Consider the following 16,922-nt stretch of genomic DNA (forward strand, 5'->3'; position numbering starts at 1 on the left):
GTAAATAAAATGACTCTTTATCCTAATTTGATATTGGATGCATTGGCAACGGTGCGTTATCCCGGTTCGGGAAAGAATTTGGTGGAAGCGGAGATGGTCGCCGATAATCTCCGTATTGACGGTATGACTGTCAGCTTTTCATTGATATTTGAAAAGCCGACTGATCCGTTTATGAAATCGATGTTGAAGGCTGCTGAGACAGCTATTCATACATATGTATCTCCGGATGTACAGGTTACGATAACAACGGAAAGTAAACAAGCTTCTCGTCCGGAAGTTGGCAAGATGCTTCCGCAGGTGAAGAATATTATTGGTATCTCTTCAGGCAAAGGTGGAGTGGGTAAGTCTACTGTATCTGCGAACCTGGCAGTTGCTTTGGCTAAACTAGGCTATAAGGTAGGTTTGCTTGATGCGGATATTTTCGGGCCTTCCATGCCGAAGATGTTTCAGGTGGAAGATGCGCGTCCATATGCTGAACGCATAGATGGGCGTGACCTGATTATCCCTGTAGAAAAATATGGAGTGAAATTATTGTCTATTGGTTTCTTTGTTGATCCGGATCAGGCTACTTTGTGGCGTGGTGGAATGGCAAGCAATGCACTGAAGCAATTGATTGGAGATGCGTCTTGGGGGGATTTGGATTATTTTCTGATTGACCTTCCTCCAGGGACAAGTGACATTCACCTGACTGTTGTCCAGACATTGGCTATGACAGGGGCGATTGTTGTCAGCACTCCGCAGGCGGTGGCTTTGGCAGATGCCCGTAAAGGAATCAATATGTTCACTAATGATAAGGTAAATGTACCTATCCTCGGCTTGGTTGAGAATATGGCATGGTTTACTCCTGCCGAACTTCCGGAAAACAAATATTATATTTTCGGTAAAGAAGGTGCAAAGAAGTTGGCCGAAGAGATGAATGTTCCTTTGTTGGGGCAGATTCCTATTGTGCAGAGTATTTGTGAGGGTGGTGACAATGGTACGCCAGTTGCGTTGGATGAAAATACCATAACCGGACGTGCTTTCTTATCATTAGCTGCGAGTGTTGTCCGGCAGGTGGACCGTAGAAATGTTGAGATGGCTCCGACTAAAATTGTCGAAATGCATAAATAGTCGGAATCCGGACTGGACAGCTTTCATATAAGCTGTTCGTAAGATATAAAAAGAACCTTCATAGTTTTTATAAAGACTATGAAGGTTCTTTCTTATATAGTAGCATCTATTATTTATTCAATGCTTCTGTCAGTTTCTTTTTCATGGTGTCAGCTCCTGGGAAACCGGTCTGCTGGTAAACTGTGTTACCATTACGGTCGATAACAAAATAAGTCGGTACTCCCTGAATCTTGAATTTATCCATAAGATATCTCCATTGGTCATTAGTCACACGGAAATGCTCTCCGTGAACATCGGGTATCATATTTTCCCAAGTTCCTTTGGGGGAATTTTCTCCTGCGACATATAAATAAAGAATATCCTTATCTTTCAATTCTTCTTTCATCGGAATCATGGCTTTGTTGGCCATTCTGCAAGGACCGCACCAAGTAGCCCAAAAGTCTACTAATAGGACATGACCTTTAAATTTGGAAATGATAGCAGAGAAGAGTTCTTCATTTTCTACTTCGCCTATTTCATTGATTTTGTATCCGGTCTTCTGTTTGTTCAATTCCATCTTCTTGAGCAACTCTCCATTGAGTGCTGTCAGCATCTCTTTGTAAGCAGGTGAGGGCAATGCTTCAAGTGCCGCTGTCTGTTCGGCGGTTAGCGGTGTGAAATCTTCGATAGAACGGTAGTACCTGCATGCTTCTGCCATCTGGAATAGAATTCCTTGATTAGTACCTAGATGTTGTTCCAAAAGATCTTTTCTGGAAGCAAACACACCTATCCCGTATGCATATTCCGGTGCGTATAAATCTGCCGGTGAATTAAGAACCAGTTCTTTGAATACATCAAAATAATTGTCCGGAAATTCTATTTTGGTATTCATGTAGTATTCTTTTGTCTGCTCCTTGTTCAGCTTCTGGCTGGCGACATGTGCACGCATCAGTATATCCTTGGCCATAAAAATTCCGATGCCTGTGGTTATATCCGTATTGGCTTTCAGAACTTCTTTTGCGGCAAGGCTGAGAGGAGCTTCTTCTATTTGTTTATGAATGTCACGTCGTTTCTCTACAAAATAGTTTTTTACTCCGTCAATGTCTTTTCCGGTTACTTCGTTCACGGTTTCTCGCGGGTTGCTGACCAAATTGGTCTGGATGGAGTTGTCCGTCAGTTCTTGTTGCAATTCAGCCAGATAACCACTGTAATACGCCTTTTTTCCATACGGTTTACTCTCTTTTTGTAAGCGTGATTGTTGGCGTGTACATTCGGCTGTGTTGATGATAATCGAGATTTCTTTGCCGGGAGCCAGGAGACACGGAATTTGGGCAAATGGGAAAACAAGTGTAGCCGGAGTTACCGTAATCACATCTGTTTGAACCTGAAAAGTTCCATCTTCATTAATGTTCACTTCTTCGGCAAAGTTCAACCATCTGACCGGATCATTCAGATGCAATTTACCGGACGCCGGCATATCTTGCTTAAAGTCGAGCACTCTTCCTTTTAATGTGGCTTTGGCATATGTGAGTTCCGGTGTCGGCAACTGGGCTTTCTTATTAATCTTGTGGATTATCGCATCTTTAGGTAACGGAGTTTTACGGAAATTTTTCTCGTTGAGCTGTATTCCCCATATCTTGTATGCTCCGTCAAGGTCTCCTTCAGAGAAGTCCAGGCTGGTAACATTTTCCGGTATAGGCGGAAAGAGTAACTGAAATTCCGCTTCTCCGGATTCCGGCATCCAAAATTCTTTGTCCAGTGTTATTCCGACTCCCTTTCGGATAGGATAAAGTGCCCCGTTATTGTCTTTTAGGAAACTTCCGGTTGCTATTTTTATCCAGTATTTAGGCCGATAGTAAGCTTTCACATATACAGTGGTCACTGTGTCACTCATGACAATTTTATCAACTTCGATATTGTTGGAGCTCCAGGCAAGGAAAGGAGGACGCTCGATAACTCTGTCTTTGGCTTGTACAGTGCAAACTGTGCAGAGTATCAAACCGATAATCCATGTGAATCTTTTCATATAAATAGCGTTTTGTTGCTAACAAATATAAGGATATTTTTGTAACTATCCTTATGGAAAGAGAAAAAGATGCTTTTTCCCGGTATTGTTGAAAGAAATGTCCGGCACCGGGGAAGGGGGTGTTCGGCACCGGGGAACGCCCCTTTCCCCACCGATGAGGAAAGGGCGCGGCACCGGGGAAATAAATTATTGTAGTCGGAATACAATAGGAAGGGTATATTCTACGGCAACTGCTTGTCCGCGTTGCTGTCCCGGTTCCCATTTCGGCATACTGCCAACTACACGAATGGCTTCTGCATCCAAAGAAGGAGAAACGCTACGCAGTACTTTTATATCTGACAAACTGCCATCTTTTCCGACAACCATCTTTATGATGACTCTGCCTTGCTCCTTGTTCTTTTGTGCAATAGTCGGATATTTAATGCTTCTGGCAAGATACTTCATCAGCCCGGCTGTTCCGCCAGGGAATTTTGGCATTGTTTCTACTACTTTGAAAGTAGGTTCCGTATCTCCAGTTTTAATACCTACTGCATCGGGGGTTGAATCCTCTTTTAAACCGTACCCTACTACAACGACTTCTTCCAAATCTGATTGTTTTATTTCTTCTGCTTTAGCTGGTTCGGGGCCGGTTAGCCTAAAGGCAACAGGAACTGTGAATCTGACATTTACTGTTTCTCCTCTTTGCTTGCCCGGTTTCCATTTGGGCATTGCAGCAATTACTCGTGCAGCTTCCTTATCAAGATAGGGGTCTACGCTTCGAATCACTTTAATATCGGATATGTTTCCGTCTTTTCTGACAATGAAACTTACAATCACACGTCCTTGTATTCCTTTGGTCTGTGCTTCAACCGGGTATTTGACATTTCTGGCCAGATATTGCATTAATGCTCCCTGTCCGCCCGGAAAACCAGGCATCTCTTCCACTACTTCAAATATGACAGAATCAGGCACATTCTTGATTTGAGTCTCGGATACTTCTTTAACTTTCTTATCCTGTGGGAGAGCCATCTTTTGAATCTCTTCTGCAGGTGGCATGGAGATAGTTACTGCCTCGGGTTCAGGGATGACTTGCGTCGTTGCCTGTTCCATTACTTCTTTGGCGAACTTCTCTGTGGTACGTGCCACCATTTCGATGTTGCTGACAATCATCAACAGGGCAGCCAAGGGGAGAAACATCAGATATTTTGTTCTCCCTATTTCTTTTGTTCTTCGTTTATTCATCATTTTAATACGATTTTTGAGTGGTAAAACATTGAAACTATTTGATAAATTTGCTGCAGCCTTGTGATGCGCCAGTCCCAACAAATGGTACTGGTATGATTTACTATCATGTCCCGTCTCCAATACCCGGTGATCCGCCATGTATTCGAGATTCCCTCTGACTTCCCGTTTCATCAGCCAGATAAAAGGGTTGAACCAGAAGAATGTGCACATTAGCTCACTGATTAACACATCGACCGAATGATATTGGCGGGCGTGTGTTTCTTCGTGAGTAATGATTTCACCGATTTCGGACTCTGTATGTGACTGTGGATGAATGAATATCCAATGGAAGAAAGAAAACGGACCGTTTTCTTTCTTTAATAGATGTACGTGTACTCCTTGCATAGTGCTTTTAGGGCACTGGATATGTAGCCGTATGATGCTGCCCAATTGCACAAGGAAACGTGTTGTTAATGCTATTACTCCACTCCAATAGATGATTTTCATAAAGAGTATGATTAACTCTTGCCAGTTCATCGTAGGATCCTGTTGCGGGGTTATAATTTGCTCCGGAAGTATAATTGTTGCATAAAGATCTGCCATTGCCACCATTGGTTCGTGGGCTTTTATCCATCCTTGAATGTTCAACAAAGGATAAAGTAAGGAGATGGCAAAAAAACATAGCAAAGCTACCCGACGCCAATGGAAGAAGGTGTCTTTATAGAAAAACAACCGATAGAATGCGTAGAATAGGACTATTGCTACATTTATCTTTAGAAAATAGGCTAATTCCGGAGTCATAGTAATAAATATTTTCTATTAATCTTCTTTTCCTTTTTCAATCAGGTCGATGATGTCTTTGAGATCATCGGTCGAAATCTTTTGGTCTTTGGCAAAGAAAGAAACCATTTCTTTGTAAGAGTTCTCAAAATAGTTACGAACTACGCCGCTCATAAAATGGCGTTTATACTCATTTTCGCGAATTGCGGGAGTGTACTGGTAAGTATTACCCACACGTTTCGGTGTGACGTATCCCTTCCGTTCGAGGTTCTTCACGATGGATGCTACTGTGGTGTACGGCGGAGCAGGTTGCGTATATTTCGCTACGATGTCCTTGACGAAACAGCTTTGTAACTCCCAAATGTAGATCATTACTTCTTCTTCTTGTATTGTTAACTTTTCCATGGAGATATTGTTTAATTACGAATACTTCGCAAATCTACGAATATTTCGTAAATAGGCAATAGTTAATGGGTTAATAAATGCAAATGCATAAAGATTGCAAGAATATTTGAATTGCACCAGTTTGCTGAAAATACTTAAGCATAAAAAAAGATTGGATAGGCATTGTTTTTGCTTAAATAATCACACTTTAATAACCTTTATGCTAAAAATAGGCTATTGGACACTTTTTTATTTAAAATAAATGAAATATCTTTGCCGGTACAAAACAGACGTTAAATATGGATGGTGCGTTTTGATGCTTTGGTAAGCTCAAAAAAATCCCCGCACTTAACTAATGAAACTATTTAATTAACAATGCTGACCGAAGGGAAGAGGGAAGCAAACTAAAAAATTAATGATATGAAAAAAGGTTTGATTTTTGTGCTATTCGCACTTGTTTCTATCGTTTCTTATTCTCAACTTTCTTGGAATGCGAAAGTGGGTATGAACATGAGTAACTTCACTGGGGATGCGTTTAAAGATAGTAAGATGAGAATAGGATTTAATGTTGGCGTGGGTGCAGAATATCAATTCACAGAAATGTGGTCTATTCAACCATCTTTGATGTTTACTCAAAAAGGAACAAAAATGGAAGAAAGTGAAGATGGAATTACTGCTACTGCAAAATTAAATCCAATGTATTTGGAAATTCCTGTATTGGCAGCTGCTCGTTTTGCAGTTGCTGATAATCAGAATATTGTGATAAAAGCTGGTCCGTATTTTGCTTTTGGGCTTGCAGGTAAGTTTAAAACTGATATTTCAGGTGATCTAGGTGGAATTTCTGTAGACGATGTTTTAGATTATTTAGAGATTCCTAAAGAAGCAGATCTTTTCGGAAGTGGCGAGAATAAAATGGATATGAAGAGATTTGATTTTGGCCTTGGAGTAGGAGTTGCTTACGAAATCGGAAAGTTTTTTGTTAGTCTAGACGGAGAATTTGGATTAACTAAATTGCTTGATTATAAAGATGATGATATTAGCAATCCGAAAAACATGAACTTCTCTATCGGCGTAGGTTATAAATTCTAATAGAATTATACTCTCTTTATAATATCTCTTTAAAATCCCTCGTCCTATACTCTCTTTGGACGGGGGATTTTTTTTATCCTTACTTTCCGAAAAAGAAAAAACGGCATACCTTAATAATAAGAATATACCGTTCGTTTCTCTCTCTTGTGTTGTATTTATCAATCACTTACCTGCTTGGATAAGTTTTCTTTTTCTTTCAGTTCCTTATATCTCTCTATGGCATGTTTACGACTCATAAGTATTTGCCAGCGATATACCCAGCAGGTAGTAAGAAAATAAACACCCGCTTGTAGCCACAAAGCTTTATATTCAAAAGCCACTTCACTCAAAGTTGCTCCCATATTATTGATTTTTACAAAACCATTGATCCCGAAAGTAGACGGGAAGATGTAAGATACATATTTCCAGAACGGAGGAATCGCAGCCCCTGGCCAGGAAATTCCTGAGATAAATAGCAAAGGAACGGATGTGAATACAAAAATCAGCATACAAGTTTCCCGGTTACGAATGGCAATGGAAGTTGTCATTGCAAAGAAAATGCAAGCCGCCAAGTAGGGAACAACGAATAATACCAATGAACCGGGCTGTCCGATTTGGTTGAGACTGAATAATCGTGGTACAATGTATAATACATAGAAAGCCACCAATACATAAACCATAAAGTAACTTAGTCCCTTCCCGAGTACGATGCGCAATGTACCGTTATAATGTCGGTTGATGGGGACGAGGTCTTTGAATCGGTTGTTCTCACGGGCAGTTCCGGCTGCAAGACCGATGCCGAGCAATAATGTCTGTTGAATAATCAATACCAGTACGGCAGGAATCAGGAAAGCGGCGAATCCGGCAGTAGGATTGAATATCGAAATCTCCTCATATTCTATCGGATAAGCAGTTATTTCATCCTGTCGGTCGGTCGTATTGCCACTACGGGCTATTTTAATATCCTGATTCATGTCCAATGAAACGGCTGTATTGGCTAGCAACATGGACTTATAATAAAGTAATCCGCTCATGTCGCAATAGATGCTGACTTGTGTCTGTTTTCCTTTAGCGATGTTATCGCTAAAGTCAGAAGGAATATAGATGATGCCATACGCATGTCTGTTCTTCAGCATTTGTTTGGCTTCTTCCATATCGGCACAATAAGATACGATTTGGATATCGGGCGTAGCATCTACTTTCCGAAGATATTCACGACTCAAAGAGGAATGGGAATCGTCCACGACAACGGCAGGAACTTCGCGTACCACTTCGTTGTCATAGATAAAGCTGTATAGCAATGGATAACCTAACGGGACGAGTATGAAGAATATCAGTACCCCCTGGTCGCGGAAAGTTGTCTGAAACTCCCGCTTCCAGATATAAAACAGGTCATTGATGCCTTGGGCTATCTTATCTTTTAATTTTATATCTTTCATTTAGGGTATGTATTTATAGTAAACCAATGCTTCTTTTAAGCGGTGAACCACAAAGAAAGGAAGCATCATGAATATTAATAATGCCATATAGTTACTCCATGAGTAAGCCATGCTATATCCGTTGAGCGCCTGATCTACATAAATCAGGAAATAATGACGCAACGGAAACAGGTTGCTCAAAGCTTGCAAAACGGGATGCATCGCCATCACCGGAAATGAGAAGCCGGAAATAGAGAACGATATGACACCCCATAGTGACGCGAAACTCAGTCCGAGCCGCAGCGTGGGCAGAGTTCCTATCATAACGATTCCGCAACACTGCGATGCCAGCACAAGACAGAGCGTGGCGAATATCATGGGAAAGATACCGCTATTGCAAGGAAAATGCAGGAAACCATATAAGTATACATTATAAAATATACCCATAATGAAAAAGATTACCGTATGTGGAAGTAACTTTCCTGCCAATGCTATATAAATAGAATTATTACTCATGCGCAACCATTCACGGGCGGTACGATCTTTGATTTCTACGCCGATAGAATAAACGGTGACCATGAATATAAGCAGCATGAGTACTCCCGGTATCAGCGTGTTGCATAGATATACCGAATAGTTCAGCCAGGGATTATTCAATGGATGCGTATCTATTACGATAGGTTGCAGAAATCCCATTGCCTGATCTTCCGTAGCTCCTTTGGCATATAATATGGTACGTGTGGCAGATCCCGCTGTGAGTTCCCCCATCATTTTCATATCCCTGAAAAGCAGGGAGCCTGCAATCAGATATGAATAGTTGGTATAGAAAGAAATCTTAGGCTGCCGCTGGCTTTGTGCTTCCGCAGACAAGCCTTTGGGTATATAAAAGAACCCGTAGATTTTTCCTTCCTGTACGGCGATGCGTGCATCCGTTACATTACTATAATGGGCAACGACACCCGTCTGCGAAAAAGCATCCAGGTTGCGCACAATATTGCGGGACGTAGACGAATCATCCATATCTACCACACCGGCAGGAAGATCCTTCGGCAGCCCCGAATCCATTAAAGTAGTGAAGAAGATATAGCAGAAAAGTGGGGCAATGACCATACAGAAGAGATAGAGCGGTCGTGATACCAACCGCCGGCATTCTCGTTGCATGACCTGCCACAATGCTATATATTTCTTTTTTCTCTCTTTCATGATTACTTATCAATGACAACTGACATACCCGGACGAAGATTTTCAACTTTCTCCATCGGAGATGCTTTCACTTCAAATGTTTTCAGATCAAACTGACCGGTCGTCTTAGTAGCCTTCCAAGCTGCGTAACTACCCAAGTCCTTCATATAATATACTTTGAGCTTGATCGATTTATTATCCAAAGCCGGAACGATTGCTTCGAACTCAGTTCCCATGGTCAAGTCTTTAAGCAGGTCTTCGCGTACATTGAATGTTATCCACATGTCATTCAGTTCGGCAATATTCATGATAGGAGCACCGGTACCTACCAATTCGCCTGCTTTCGGGAAAATCTCTGAAACCTCTCCGGCTGCCGGAGCGATAAGATAAGTCTCTTTGATGTAAGATTCAACCTCGGCAACGGCTCCTTTTGCACGGTTGACAAGAGCTTCAGCAGCCATCTTGTCCTCACGTTCGGCTCCGTTCTTTGCCATTGTATATTGTGCTTTTGCTGCTTTCTCGGTAGCGATAGCGGCATCCCGTTGTGCAGTTACTTCGTCCAGCTTTTGTGCAGGCATCACTCCCTGTTCATACAAGTTTTTCACTCTTTTGTATGACTTCTCGGCAATGGTGACTCCCGCTTGTGCCTTCTGCCACATCTCATAAGCGGCTTGAATCTGTTCCTGGCGTGCCCCTTTGATGGCTTTTTCGTTTTGTGCCTGTGCGGCAGCTTCGGCGGCACGTGCCTGTTCCATCTTTGCCACTACATCCGGTGCTTCCAGGATAGCCAGTGTATCTCCGGCATTGACCTGCTGTCCTTCTTTCACGCGAAATTCCAGAATACGTCCCGGAACTTTGCTTGAGACACGATATTCGGTAACTTCTGCCTGTCCCTGAATGATTTCAGGTCCTTTACGAAGCATGAAAAAACCAACGACTGCAACGATTGCAATAACTCCGAGTAAAGTAAGAAATGCCAGCAGCATATTGCTGTTTTGTGATTTAGTAGGTGCCATATGATTATGAATTATTTCAAAGTTCCTAATGATTTTTTTAGATAAATTTCTGTCAGCTTCACGTCTATTTGAGCATCAATCTTCTCCGATTGTGCAGATAGCCAGGCTGTTTGCGCTTCGAGAACATTGCTGGTAGCAATTACGCCTTCTTTAAAGCCAAGTGTCGCATAGCGAAGATTCTCTTCCGCCTTTTCCATATTCTTGGAAGCCATCACCAGCTTTTTACCGGCCTCGTTCACCTTGAACGACGCCTGATTAACCTGCAATTCTATTTTTTCTCTGGCGTCTTCCAGTTGATATTGTGCGATTCTTGCTTCAGCTTTGGCAGACCTTGTCTTGTAAAGACCTTCGCCCCAATGCCAGATAGGTATCTGCACCATTACTCCGACATTCCACATCCCTTTGAATTTATTTTCGAAACTGTTGAAGACTGAAGGATTCGTAACCATATAATTTCCCATTAATGCAATAGAAGGAAGATGTTCGGAACGGGTTACGTTGACTTTCTGCTTGTAGATTTGCGTAGCCAGTTCGAGGCTGCGTATTTCCGGTCGATTGGCGTAGGCCGTTGACATATCGAAATGAGTCTCCGGTGTTAATAGGGGAATGTCATCCATATTTTCGTCTGTCAGAGTGACGGGAGAGCTAAGGTCGAGCCCACATAGTTGACACAACAACATTCGGGCAAGGCTTAATCCGTCCTCTACTTTTGTCAGTGTCATTTCCGCTTCATTCACCTTGACGCGCACGGATAAACCGTCTGCTTTAGTAGCTACTCCTTCGGCAATCATCTTTTCCACATCGCTGTCCAACTGTTGCAGAAGTTTCAAATATCCTTCCGCCAACTTTTTCTTGTTGACTAATGAAATGACCTGCCAATAGGCTTGGTCGGTGCTCATAATCACTTCCTGCATGCCACCTTGATGTTGCTGGCGTGCCAGTTCTTCGGCATATTGAGTTATTTTGTTGTAAGCACGGATTTTGCCACCCATATAGAGAGGTTGTGTCAGAGTGATAGCTCCGGCATACACGTTTCTTGTATCCGTGCGGAGCGCGTCTACCAGAGAGTTGCCTGCCTGGTCGAGGGCGGGTAGTGCTTGCCCCAATTTCCCACTCAATGAAGAGATGAGTGGTTCGAGGTCGGGATGTGCTATTGCAATCTCTTTCGCGGCTTGTTGTATAGGGCCTGCCAGATTGGTTCCCAATCCTGAAAGTGCGGCTTTCTGGTCGCTATTCAATAAAGAAAACTCTTTTTGATTTCTCATGTAAGCTCCCGTTGCCGAGAAGCTGGGTAGGTAATTGGTAAATGCGGCTTTTCGTTGATAATGGGCGGCATTTATCTTTTCATTGCTTATCAACAGGTCTTTATTGTTGGCAAGGGCTAAAGCGCGGCAACTATCTAAGCTCAGTATAGTTTGCGCTTTTACTATAAAAGTCAGGTTTAACAGAATTGTCAGGAGAAATAGTTTTTTCATCGCATCTTGCATATTAATAAGGTGATACTTCTATTTAAATAACCCTGTTCTTATGTAATTTGTTTATTAAAGTAGTCTGTTTTTTTGTACTTGTTAGCTTAAACAATAATTGCATAAACAACGATGCAAATGTATGCGCTTTCTGTGAAAATGCAAAAAGAATTAGCTTTTTTTAAAAATATAACAAGATAAGCGGGGGAGAAGAAAAGAAAAAAGGCTGCCCTTTCATGATGAAGGACAGCCTTTTTCTGAATATAAATTATTAAGGGGATTTGCTGTTTTAATTAAAGAGCACCAACTTCTTTCAAAGCAGCGTTAGTTCCGTGTACAGCTTTTGCGCTAGCTGCGAACTTAGCTTTTTCGTCTTCGTTCAGGTCAAGTTCAACGATTTTTTCGATACCGTTCTTGCCAAGGATTACAGGAACACCGATGCAAAGGTCAGATTCGCCGTATTCGCCTTCCAGGAATACTGAACAAGGAATCATCTTCTTTTGGTCATGAAGGATAGATTCAACTACGAATGCTCCTGCTGCACCCGGTGCATACCATGCAGAAGTACCCAGCAACTTAGTCAGAGTAGCACCACCTACCATAGTAGCGGCAGCAACTTCTTCCAACTTCTCTGCAGAGATAAAGTTAGTTACAGGCATACCTTTGTAAGTAGCGAAACGAGTCAACGGAATCATGGTAGTATCACCGTGACCGCCGATAACCATACCTTCTACTTCGTTAGCGTTGCATCCCAAAGCTTGAGACAAGAAATATTTGAAACGAGAGCTATCCAAAGCGCCACCCATACCGATGATGCGGTTTTTCGGCAAGCCCAGAGATTTCAATGACAGGTAAGTCATTGTATCCATCGGGTTAGAAATTACAACAAGGATAGCGTTAGGAGAATATTTCAAGATGTTCTGTGCTACTGATTTAACGATACCAGCGTTAACACCGATCAGTTCTTCACGAGTCATACCCGGCTTGCGAGGAATACCTGAAGTAATCACAACAACGTCAGAGTCAGCAGTCTGAGCATAGTCGTTCGTGCAGCCTACTATTGTAGTGTCGAAACCCAGCAATTGGGCTGTCTGCATCATATCCATTGCTTTACCTTCTGATACGCCTTCTTTAACGTCCAGCATTACTACTTCGTCTGCTACTTCATTAAAAGCAAGTACATTTGCACATGTAGCACCTACGTTACCTGCGCCTACTACGGTTACTTTTGACATAATACTTATATATTTAAAAAGTTGATAATTTGTTTCATCTATTTTGCGCGACAAAATTACAACGATAATCCTAATTAAAGAAATTTTTCCGTAATAATTTTAGTTAAAGGTCGAAGTAATTAGAATCTACAGACAGTAGCATAAAAGGAGAGCCGATAGATTATCAAACTGGTTAATAAATTAAAATTGTACGGATTAGCCGAGGGTTTTTCTAAAACTCTCTGTTTTTCTGCTTGACTTCTGTTACGAAATGATTACTTTTGCGCTCGTTATCAATTAACAACTGAAACTATGAGTAAAAAAAGTCTTCTTATTACAACTGTCGCTATTCTGGTGATAGCTATTATTGGTATTACCTATTTATTGTTTACTGAGAAACAGGCTAACCGTGAGTTAGTACAGGAATTTCAGTTAGACAAGGAAGATTTGGAAAACGAATATACCCGTTTCGCACAACAGTATGATGAGTTGAAGATGACCATATCCAATGATTCTTTATCCCATTTGTTGGAGCAGGAACAATTGAAGACACAGCGTTTGCTGGAAGAACTTCGCACAGTGAAAAGCTCGAACGCAACAGAAATCCGCCGCTTGAAGAAAGAACTGGCTACCCTGCGTAAGGTAATGATTGGCTATATCAACCAGATTGATTCATTGAACAAACTGACCGAACAGCAGAAATTGGTCATTGCTGATGTGACCAAGAAATATAACCAGGCTTCTCAACAAATCAGCAACCTTTCTGAAGAAAAGAAGAACTTGGATAAGAAGGTGACATTAGCCGCCCAACTCGATGCGACCAATATTCGCATAGAACCTCGTAACAAGCGTAATAAAGTAGCAAAAAAGGTGAAAGATGTAGTCAAGCTGGCTATCAGCTTTACGGTTGTGAAGAATATAACTGCCGAAAACGGTGAGCGTACCATTTATATACGTATTACCAAACCGGATAACGATGCATTGACGAAGAGCGCATCCAATACTTTCCCTTATGAGAATCGTACACTGACCTATTCCATCAAAAAGTATATCGAATACAACGGAGAAGAACAGAACGTGAATGTATTTTGGGATGTGGAAGAGTTCCTGTATGCCGGAAACTACCGGGTTGATATCTTCGAAGGCGGCAATCTGATTGGTTCGCAGTCATTTACATTAGACTAAAAAGCAACTTTATCAGAGAGTAGTACCTTTTGCTGTGTGTCTATATCAAAAAAAAGATTAACTTTGTTAATCTTAAAGCGGTATATATATGAAAAAGCACTATCCACTACTATTATTATCATTGCTGTTTCTAGTGTTTACAGCAATGACTTGCGATGATGACGAACCGATAGAAACGGTAAAAGTCTCATGTACAATAGATGATGTCACACTTCATCATTGGAATAATGCAGGCGAATATCCGAAAGAGCCAGCAGAACTTAAGATACCCAAAGAGGCATATCTCCTGGAGATTTGTGTATCGACAGTAATTACGGAAGATGAATCCGTTTCTTATGATGACAGTCGTTATCTTTCTTATGTATTGTCTGACGAGATAAAAAAGATCAGTATTTTCACGGATGCGACTTTTAATGAAAACTTCCCGGCAGGGGCAGAGGTTACTTCCTGCTTTTATAATTACCCGAAAACAATCAGTGACAATCAGCGGACGGACTATACTGCAAATGGGAACACTATATACTATGTAGAACAAATCAACCGGATATATAAAGCATTGTTGGCTGTTCCGCAACCGGGGGAATATCGTTTCCGTGTAGTGCTGACTATGGAGAGCGGAGAGACTATTGAGAGAATCAGCGAACCGATTACTTTGTATTAATAAATCAAGAGCATGAAAAGAATTCATTTACTTGTACTGTTATTCGGTATTTGTTCGCTTTTGAAAGCGCAGGAAGGTCAGCAGTTATCTCACTCCCGCGAGAGTAACAAACTGCTTCAATTAAATGTTGGTTTGGGAACCGGCTTTGACTTGATGCACAGGGGAGCAGGAAATGCGTTTGCTTCTATGGCAGCTAAGAAATCCCCGTTCCCGGTTCTCGATTTCCGTCTGGAGCATTTCTTTTCCAGGAAGTGGGGTTGGTTTGCCAATATAAAAATAGGTATTCCTTCTAAGTATCGAACAGACTATTATTCGGAGTTAGTCCGTGTCTTGGAAAAAGATTATTATATACGGAACCATATATTTGAAAAGCAAAAGCCACCGGTAACTCCATGCTTGGCTGTCGGTTTCGTCCATCGTATCGAAAATTCACATTGGGCTTTCTATCCTCGCTTGGGTATCGGCGTCAATAGCCCCGGTTTTCAGGATGTTTTTATAGGACTGAAGAAAAAAGGCGGTAATCAGTTATATGATACCCGTTATGATATCAAAGATGAGTTCGGGCAAGATAGTAGGGATATCTTTATTCTTTCAACAGGTTTTAGTGTAAACTATAAGCTAAATACATACTGTTATCTGTTTTTATCCGTTGATTATATACAACCGATAGGAAGCCGCTCGGCTATGGAGAGTGTTACGACTGACCTTTATACGGATGAAGTAGTTGACCGGCAAATCTATAAGACAAGCACGCTTGGACGGGATTTAAGTGTCTGTATAGGGGTCGGGATACCCATCCGGTTAGGAGGAAAAGACAAGAAGGGGAAAACAACTTCAAGAAAAGAGAGGATGCGGAAAATCATGGAACAGAAGCGTAAGTCCTTCGGACTGTTCCCTACGACAGCTAAATAAAAACATTCATATATTATATCTTCCATTGCCTGGCGAATTCCCCTCAACAGGAAAGTATCCTCTGTAATGAGTCTGCTCATTTCGATGTGGTACTGAATATTTACAGGAATCGAATGTGTTTTTCTACTGGATATTTATTCCCATCTTTCTATCTTCTCTACCACCTTTTTCCTGTTTCTTCGATGAATAAAGGGGTTGCGGGTAAAGAACAACACCTTTACCTGTAAACGATTAGTTTCAAAATTGTTTCTCCTAATGAAACTATTCGTTTCATTGCTTGAAACCAAGTATTTTGATATAACTCTCTGAAGGTTAGACAAATATAGAGAGTTTAAAAGATGCAGGTAACGATTTGGATATGGAAGTCCTGCTTCGGGTTACACTGCTTTGCATAGTTTCAAATAACTCATATACAAATGTAGGCAATGTTTGGAACATAACAAAATATTCTGCTATTTATTTTTGTATAAATCTGATTATTAACATATTAAGTGTTTAAGGCGTAATTTATTGATGCCTGTTACTTATAGAATAGCCGGGGGCAGTATCTCCGGCTATTTTTTTGTCCCCATTTGGCGTTCTCTGTCTTTTTTTGGCGGTTGCTCAACGGTTGAGTAACCAATGGCCTCAAAACAACTCCGTAATATTGCACCATAAACGATAACAACGAGGTCATTATGAATAATAGAAAAACCGTTCCCGGTGCCGGGGTGAGTCACATGCTCAGCACCATACTTGCCAAAGTGAATAACATTGAAAAGTTACTCTCTCCTGCCGTTGAGAATATACCGGATAGTGAGATACTGGATTCAAAAGGTGTACGCCTGCTGACAAAGATGTCGGACAGGACACTATTAAGAAGACGTAACGATGGTACGCTTCCCTTTTACAGAGACAAGGGGAAAATCTACTATCGCCGCTCGGATGTCCTTCGTGCCGTATTATTGGAAAAAACAGAAAACTCTAAAAAATAAGCGTTATGAAAAAGATGATTAAGATTGAAAGCAGTTCTTTTGCTGCTCTTGTGAGAAGTTATAAGAAGTCCCTGAACATGTTGGCTGTGTTGCAACATATTTGTCAGGAAAACGATGTGGCATTGTCCATGCTGCCGGACGAGGTGTGTGAACTGATCGGGCTTGACCCCGCCGAAATTGAGAAACAGCGTTTGAACGGACGTCTGCGTTTCGCGGAAGAAGAGGACGGTACAAGGCATTATTCGATTGCGGACATTATCAACCTGAAGGATTCCATTGACGGTAAGTTGATAAACAAACAAGTGGAAGAGCTATCCTTTGAGGAAGAAAGATGACGTATAACC

At 41.5% G+C, this 16,922-nt stretch carries 15 protein-coding genes; 7 read left to right on the forward strand and 8 right to left on the reverse strand.

Going from position 1 to position 16,922, the window contains the following annotated elements; translation table 11 throughout:
• Positions 1–9: 9 nt before the first annotated feature.
• Positions 10–1,110: an Mrp/NBP35 family ATP-binding protein gene (locus BacF7301_RS08805; protein WP_167962044.1), complete on the forward strand. Its 1,101-nt coding sequence runs from the start codon at positions 10–12 to the stop codon at positions 1,108–1,110.
• A gap of 109 nt (positions 1,111–1,219) precedes the next feature.
• Here the strand turns inward: BacF7301_RS08805 and BacF7301_RS08810 are convergent, their stop codons facing one another.
• The 3 genes from BacF7301_RS08810 to BacF7301_RS08820 form a co-directional block, all read right to left on the reverse strand.
• Entirely contained in the window at positions 1,220–3,115 is a 1,896-nt protein-coding gene (locus BacF7301_RS08810) for a TlpA family protein disulfide reductase (RefSeq protein ID WP_167962046.1), read from the reverse strand.
• A gap of 186 nt (positions 3,116–3,301) precedes the next feature.
• Entirely contained in the window at positions 3,302–5,119 is a 1,818-nt protein-coding gene (locus BacF7301_RS08815) for a M56 family metallopeptidase (protein WP_167962048.1), read from the reverse strand.
• An 18-nt stretch (positions 5,120–5,137) separates the two neighbouring features.
• Positions 5,138–5,503, reverse strand: a complete 366-nt coding sequence (locus tag BacF7301_RS08820; RefSeq protein ID WP_022136495.1) for a BlaI/MecI/CopY family transcriptional regulator — start codon at positions 5,501–5,503, stop codon at positions 5,138–5,140.
• 399 nt (positions 5,504–5,902) lie between these two features.
• On the opposite strand from BacF7301_RS08820, the gene BacF7301_RS08825 reads away from it, so the two are divergent.
• A complete protein-coding gene (locus BacF7301_RS08825; protein WP_167962050.1) occupies positions 5,903–6,571 on the forward strand; it encodes a porin family protein in 669 nt (222 codons plus the stop codon).
• A gap of 158 nt (positions 6,572–6,729) precedes the next feature.
• Here the strand turns inward: BacF7301_RS08825 and BacF7301_RS08830 are convergent, their stop codons facing one another.
• The 5 genes from BacF7301_RS08830 to mdh all read right to left on the reverse strand — a co-directional run bounded on the left by BacF7301_RS08830 (position 6,730) and on the right by mdh (position 12,867).
• Positions 6,730–7,989, reverse strand: a complete 1,260-nt coding sequence (locus BacF7301_RS08830) for an ABC transporter permease (RefSeq protein WP_167962052.1) — start codon at positions 7,987–7,989, stop codon at positions 6,730–6,732.
• Entirely contained in the window at positions 7,990–9,171 is a 1,182-nt protein-coding gene (locus BacF7301_RS08835; protein ID WP_167962054.1) for an ABC transporter permease, read from the reverse strand.
• Between the two features lie 2 nt (positions 9,172–9,173).
• Positions 9,174–10,166, reverse strand: a complete 993-nt coding sequence (locus BacF7301_RS08840) for an HlyD family secretion protein (protein ID WP_167962056.1) — start codon at positions 10,164–10,166, stop codon at positions 9,174–9,176.
• 11 nt (positions 10,167–10,177) lie between these two features.
• The gene (locus tag BacF7301_RS08845; protein WP_167962058.1) at positions 10,178–11,641 is read right to left on the reverse strand and encodes a TolC family protein; all 1,464 of its coding nucleotides are present in this window, start codon (positions 11,639–11,641) and stop codon (positions 10,178–10,180) included.
• A 284-nt stretch (positions 11,642–11,925) separates the two neighbouring features.
• Positions 11,926–12,867 carry a malate dehydrogenase gene (gene mdh / locus BacF7301_RS08850; protein ID WP_167962060.1) on the reverse strand — a complete coding sequence of 314 codons (942 nt, stop codon included), beginning with the start codon at positions 12,865–12,867 and terminating at the stop codon, positions 11,926–11,928.
• A gap of 291 nt (positions 12,868–13,158) precedes the next feature.
• On the opposite strand from mdh, the gene BacF7301_RS08855 reads away from it, so the two are divergent.
• The 5 genes from BacF7301_RS08855 (at position 13,159) to BacF7301_RS08875 (ending at position 16,913) form a co-directional block, all read left to right on the forward strand.
• Positions 13,159–14,031, forward strand: coding sequence for a DUF8429 coiled-coil domain-containing protein (locus BacF7301_RS08855; RefSeq protein ID WP_167962062.1), 873 nt, complete (start codon positions 13,159–13,161; stop codon positions 14,029–14,031).
• A gap of 88 nt (positions 14,032–14,119) precedes the next feature.
• Positions 14,120–14,692: a DUF5034 domain-containing protein gene (locus BacF7301_RS08860; protein ID WP_167962064.1), complete on the forward strand. Its 573-nt coding sequence runs from the start codon at positions 14,120–14,122 to the stop codon at positions 14,690–14,692.
• Positions 14,693–14,704: 12 nt separating this feature from the next.
• Positions 14,705–15,604, forward strand: coding sequence for a hypothetical protein (locus tag BacF7301_RS08865; RefSeq protein ID WP_167962066.1), 900 nt, complete (start codon positions 14,705–14,707; stop codon positions 15,602–15,604).
• Between the two features lie 677 nt (positions 15,605–16,281).
• On the forward strand, positions 16,282–16,578 hold the full coding sequence (locus BacF7301_RS08870; protein WP_007655403.1) for a helix-turn-helix domain-containing protein: 297 nt from the start codon (positions 16,282–16,284) through the stop codon (positions 16,576–16,578).
• Positions 16,579–16,583: 5 nt separating this feature from the next.
• The gene (locus BacF7301_RS08875) at positions 16,584–16,913 is read left to right on the forward strand and encodes a hypothetical protein (RefSeq protein ID WP_087425233.1); all 330 of its coding nucleotides are present in this window, start codon (positions 16,584–16,586) and stop codon (positions 16,911–16,913) included.
• The last annotated feature ends 9 nt before the right edge of the window (positions 16,914–16,922 follow it).

The sequence above is a fragment of the Bacteroides faecium genome, assembly GCF_012113595.1.
Classification (GTDB): domain Bacteria; phylum Bacteroidota; class Bacteroidia; order Bacteroidales; family Bacteroidaceae; genus Bacteroides; species Bacteroides faecium.

Bases quoted from the DNA above. Each gene is read 5' to 3' on its own strand.
- BacF7301_RS08805 (WP_167962044.1), top strand. From the start codon at position 10: ATGACTCTTTATCCTAATTTGATATTGGATGCATTGGCAACGGTGCGT.
- BacF7301_RS08810 (WP_167962046.1), bottom strand. From the start codon at position 3,115: ATGAAAAGATTCACATGGATTATCGGTTTGATACTCTGCACAGTTTGC.
- BacF7301_RS08815 (WP_167962048.1), bottom strand. From the start codon at position 5,119: ATGACTCCGGAATTAGCCTATTTTCTAAAGATAAATGTAGCAATAGTC.
- BacF7301_RS08820 (WP_022136495.1), bottom strand. From the start codon at position 5,503: ATGGAAAAGTTAACAATACAAGAAGAAGAAGTAATGATCTACATTTGG.
- BacF7301_RS08825 (WP_167962050.1), top strand. From the start codon at position 5,903: ATGAAAAAAGGTTTGATTTTTGTGCTATTCGCACTTGTTTCTATCGTT.
- BacF7301_RS08830 (WP_167962052.1), bottom strand. From the start codon at position 7,989: ATGAAAGATATAAAATTAAAAGATAAGATAGCCCAAGGCATCAATGAC.
- BacF7301_RS08835 (WP_167962054.1), bottom strand. From the start codon at position 9,171: ATGAAAGAGAGAAAAAAGAAATATATAGCATTGTGGCAGGTCATGCAA.
- BacF7301_RS08840 (WP_167962056.1), bottom strand. From the start codon at position 10,166: ATGGCACCTACTAAATCACAAAACAGCAATATGCTGCTGGCATTTCTT.
- BacF7301_RS08845 (WP_167962058.1), bottom strand. From the start codon at position 11,641: ATGAAAAAACTATTTCTCCTGACAATTCTGTTAAACCTGACTTTTATA.
- mdh (WP_167962060.1), bottom strand. From the start codon at position 12,867: ATGTCAAAAGTAACCGTAGTAGGCGCAGGTAACGTAGGTGCTACATGT.
- BacF7301_RS08855 (WP_167962062.1), top strand. From the start codon at position 13,159: ATGAGTAAAAAAAGTCTTCTTATTACAACTGTCGCTATTCTGGTGATA.
- BacF7301_RS08860 (WP_167962064.1), top strand. From the start codon at position 14,120: ATGAAAAAGCACTATCCACTACTATTATTATCATTGCTGTTTCTAGTG.
- BacF7301_RS08865 (WP_167962066.1), top strand. From the start codon at position 14,705: ATGAAAAGAATTCATTTACTTGTACTGTTATTCGGTATTTGTTCGCTT.
- BacF7301_RS08870 (WP_007655403.1), top strand. From the start codon at position 16,282: ATGAATAATAGAAAAACCGTTCCCGGTGCCGGGGTGAGTCACATGCTC.
- BacF7301_RS08875 (WP_087425233.1), top strand. From the start codon at position 16,584: ATGAAAAAGATGATTAAGATTGAAAGCAGTTCTTTTGCTGCTCTTGTG.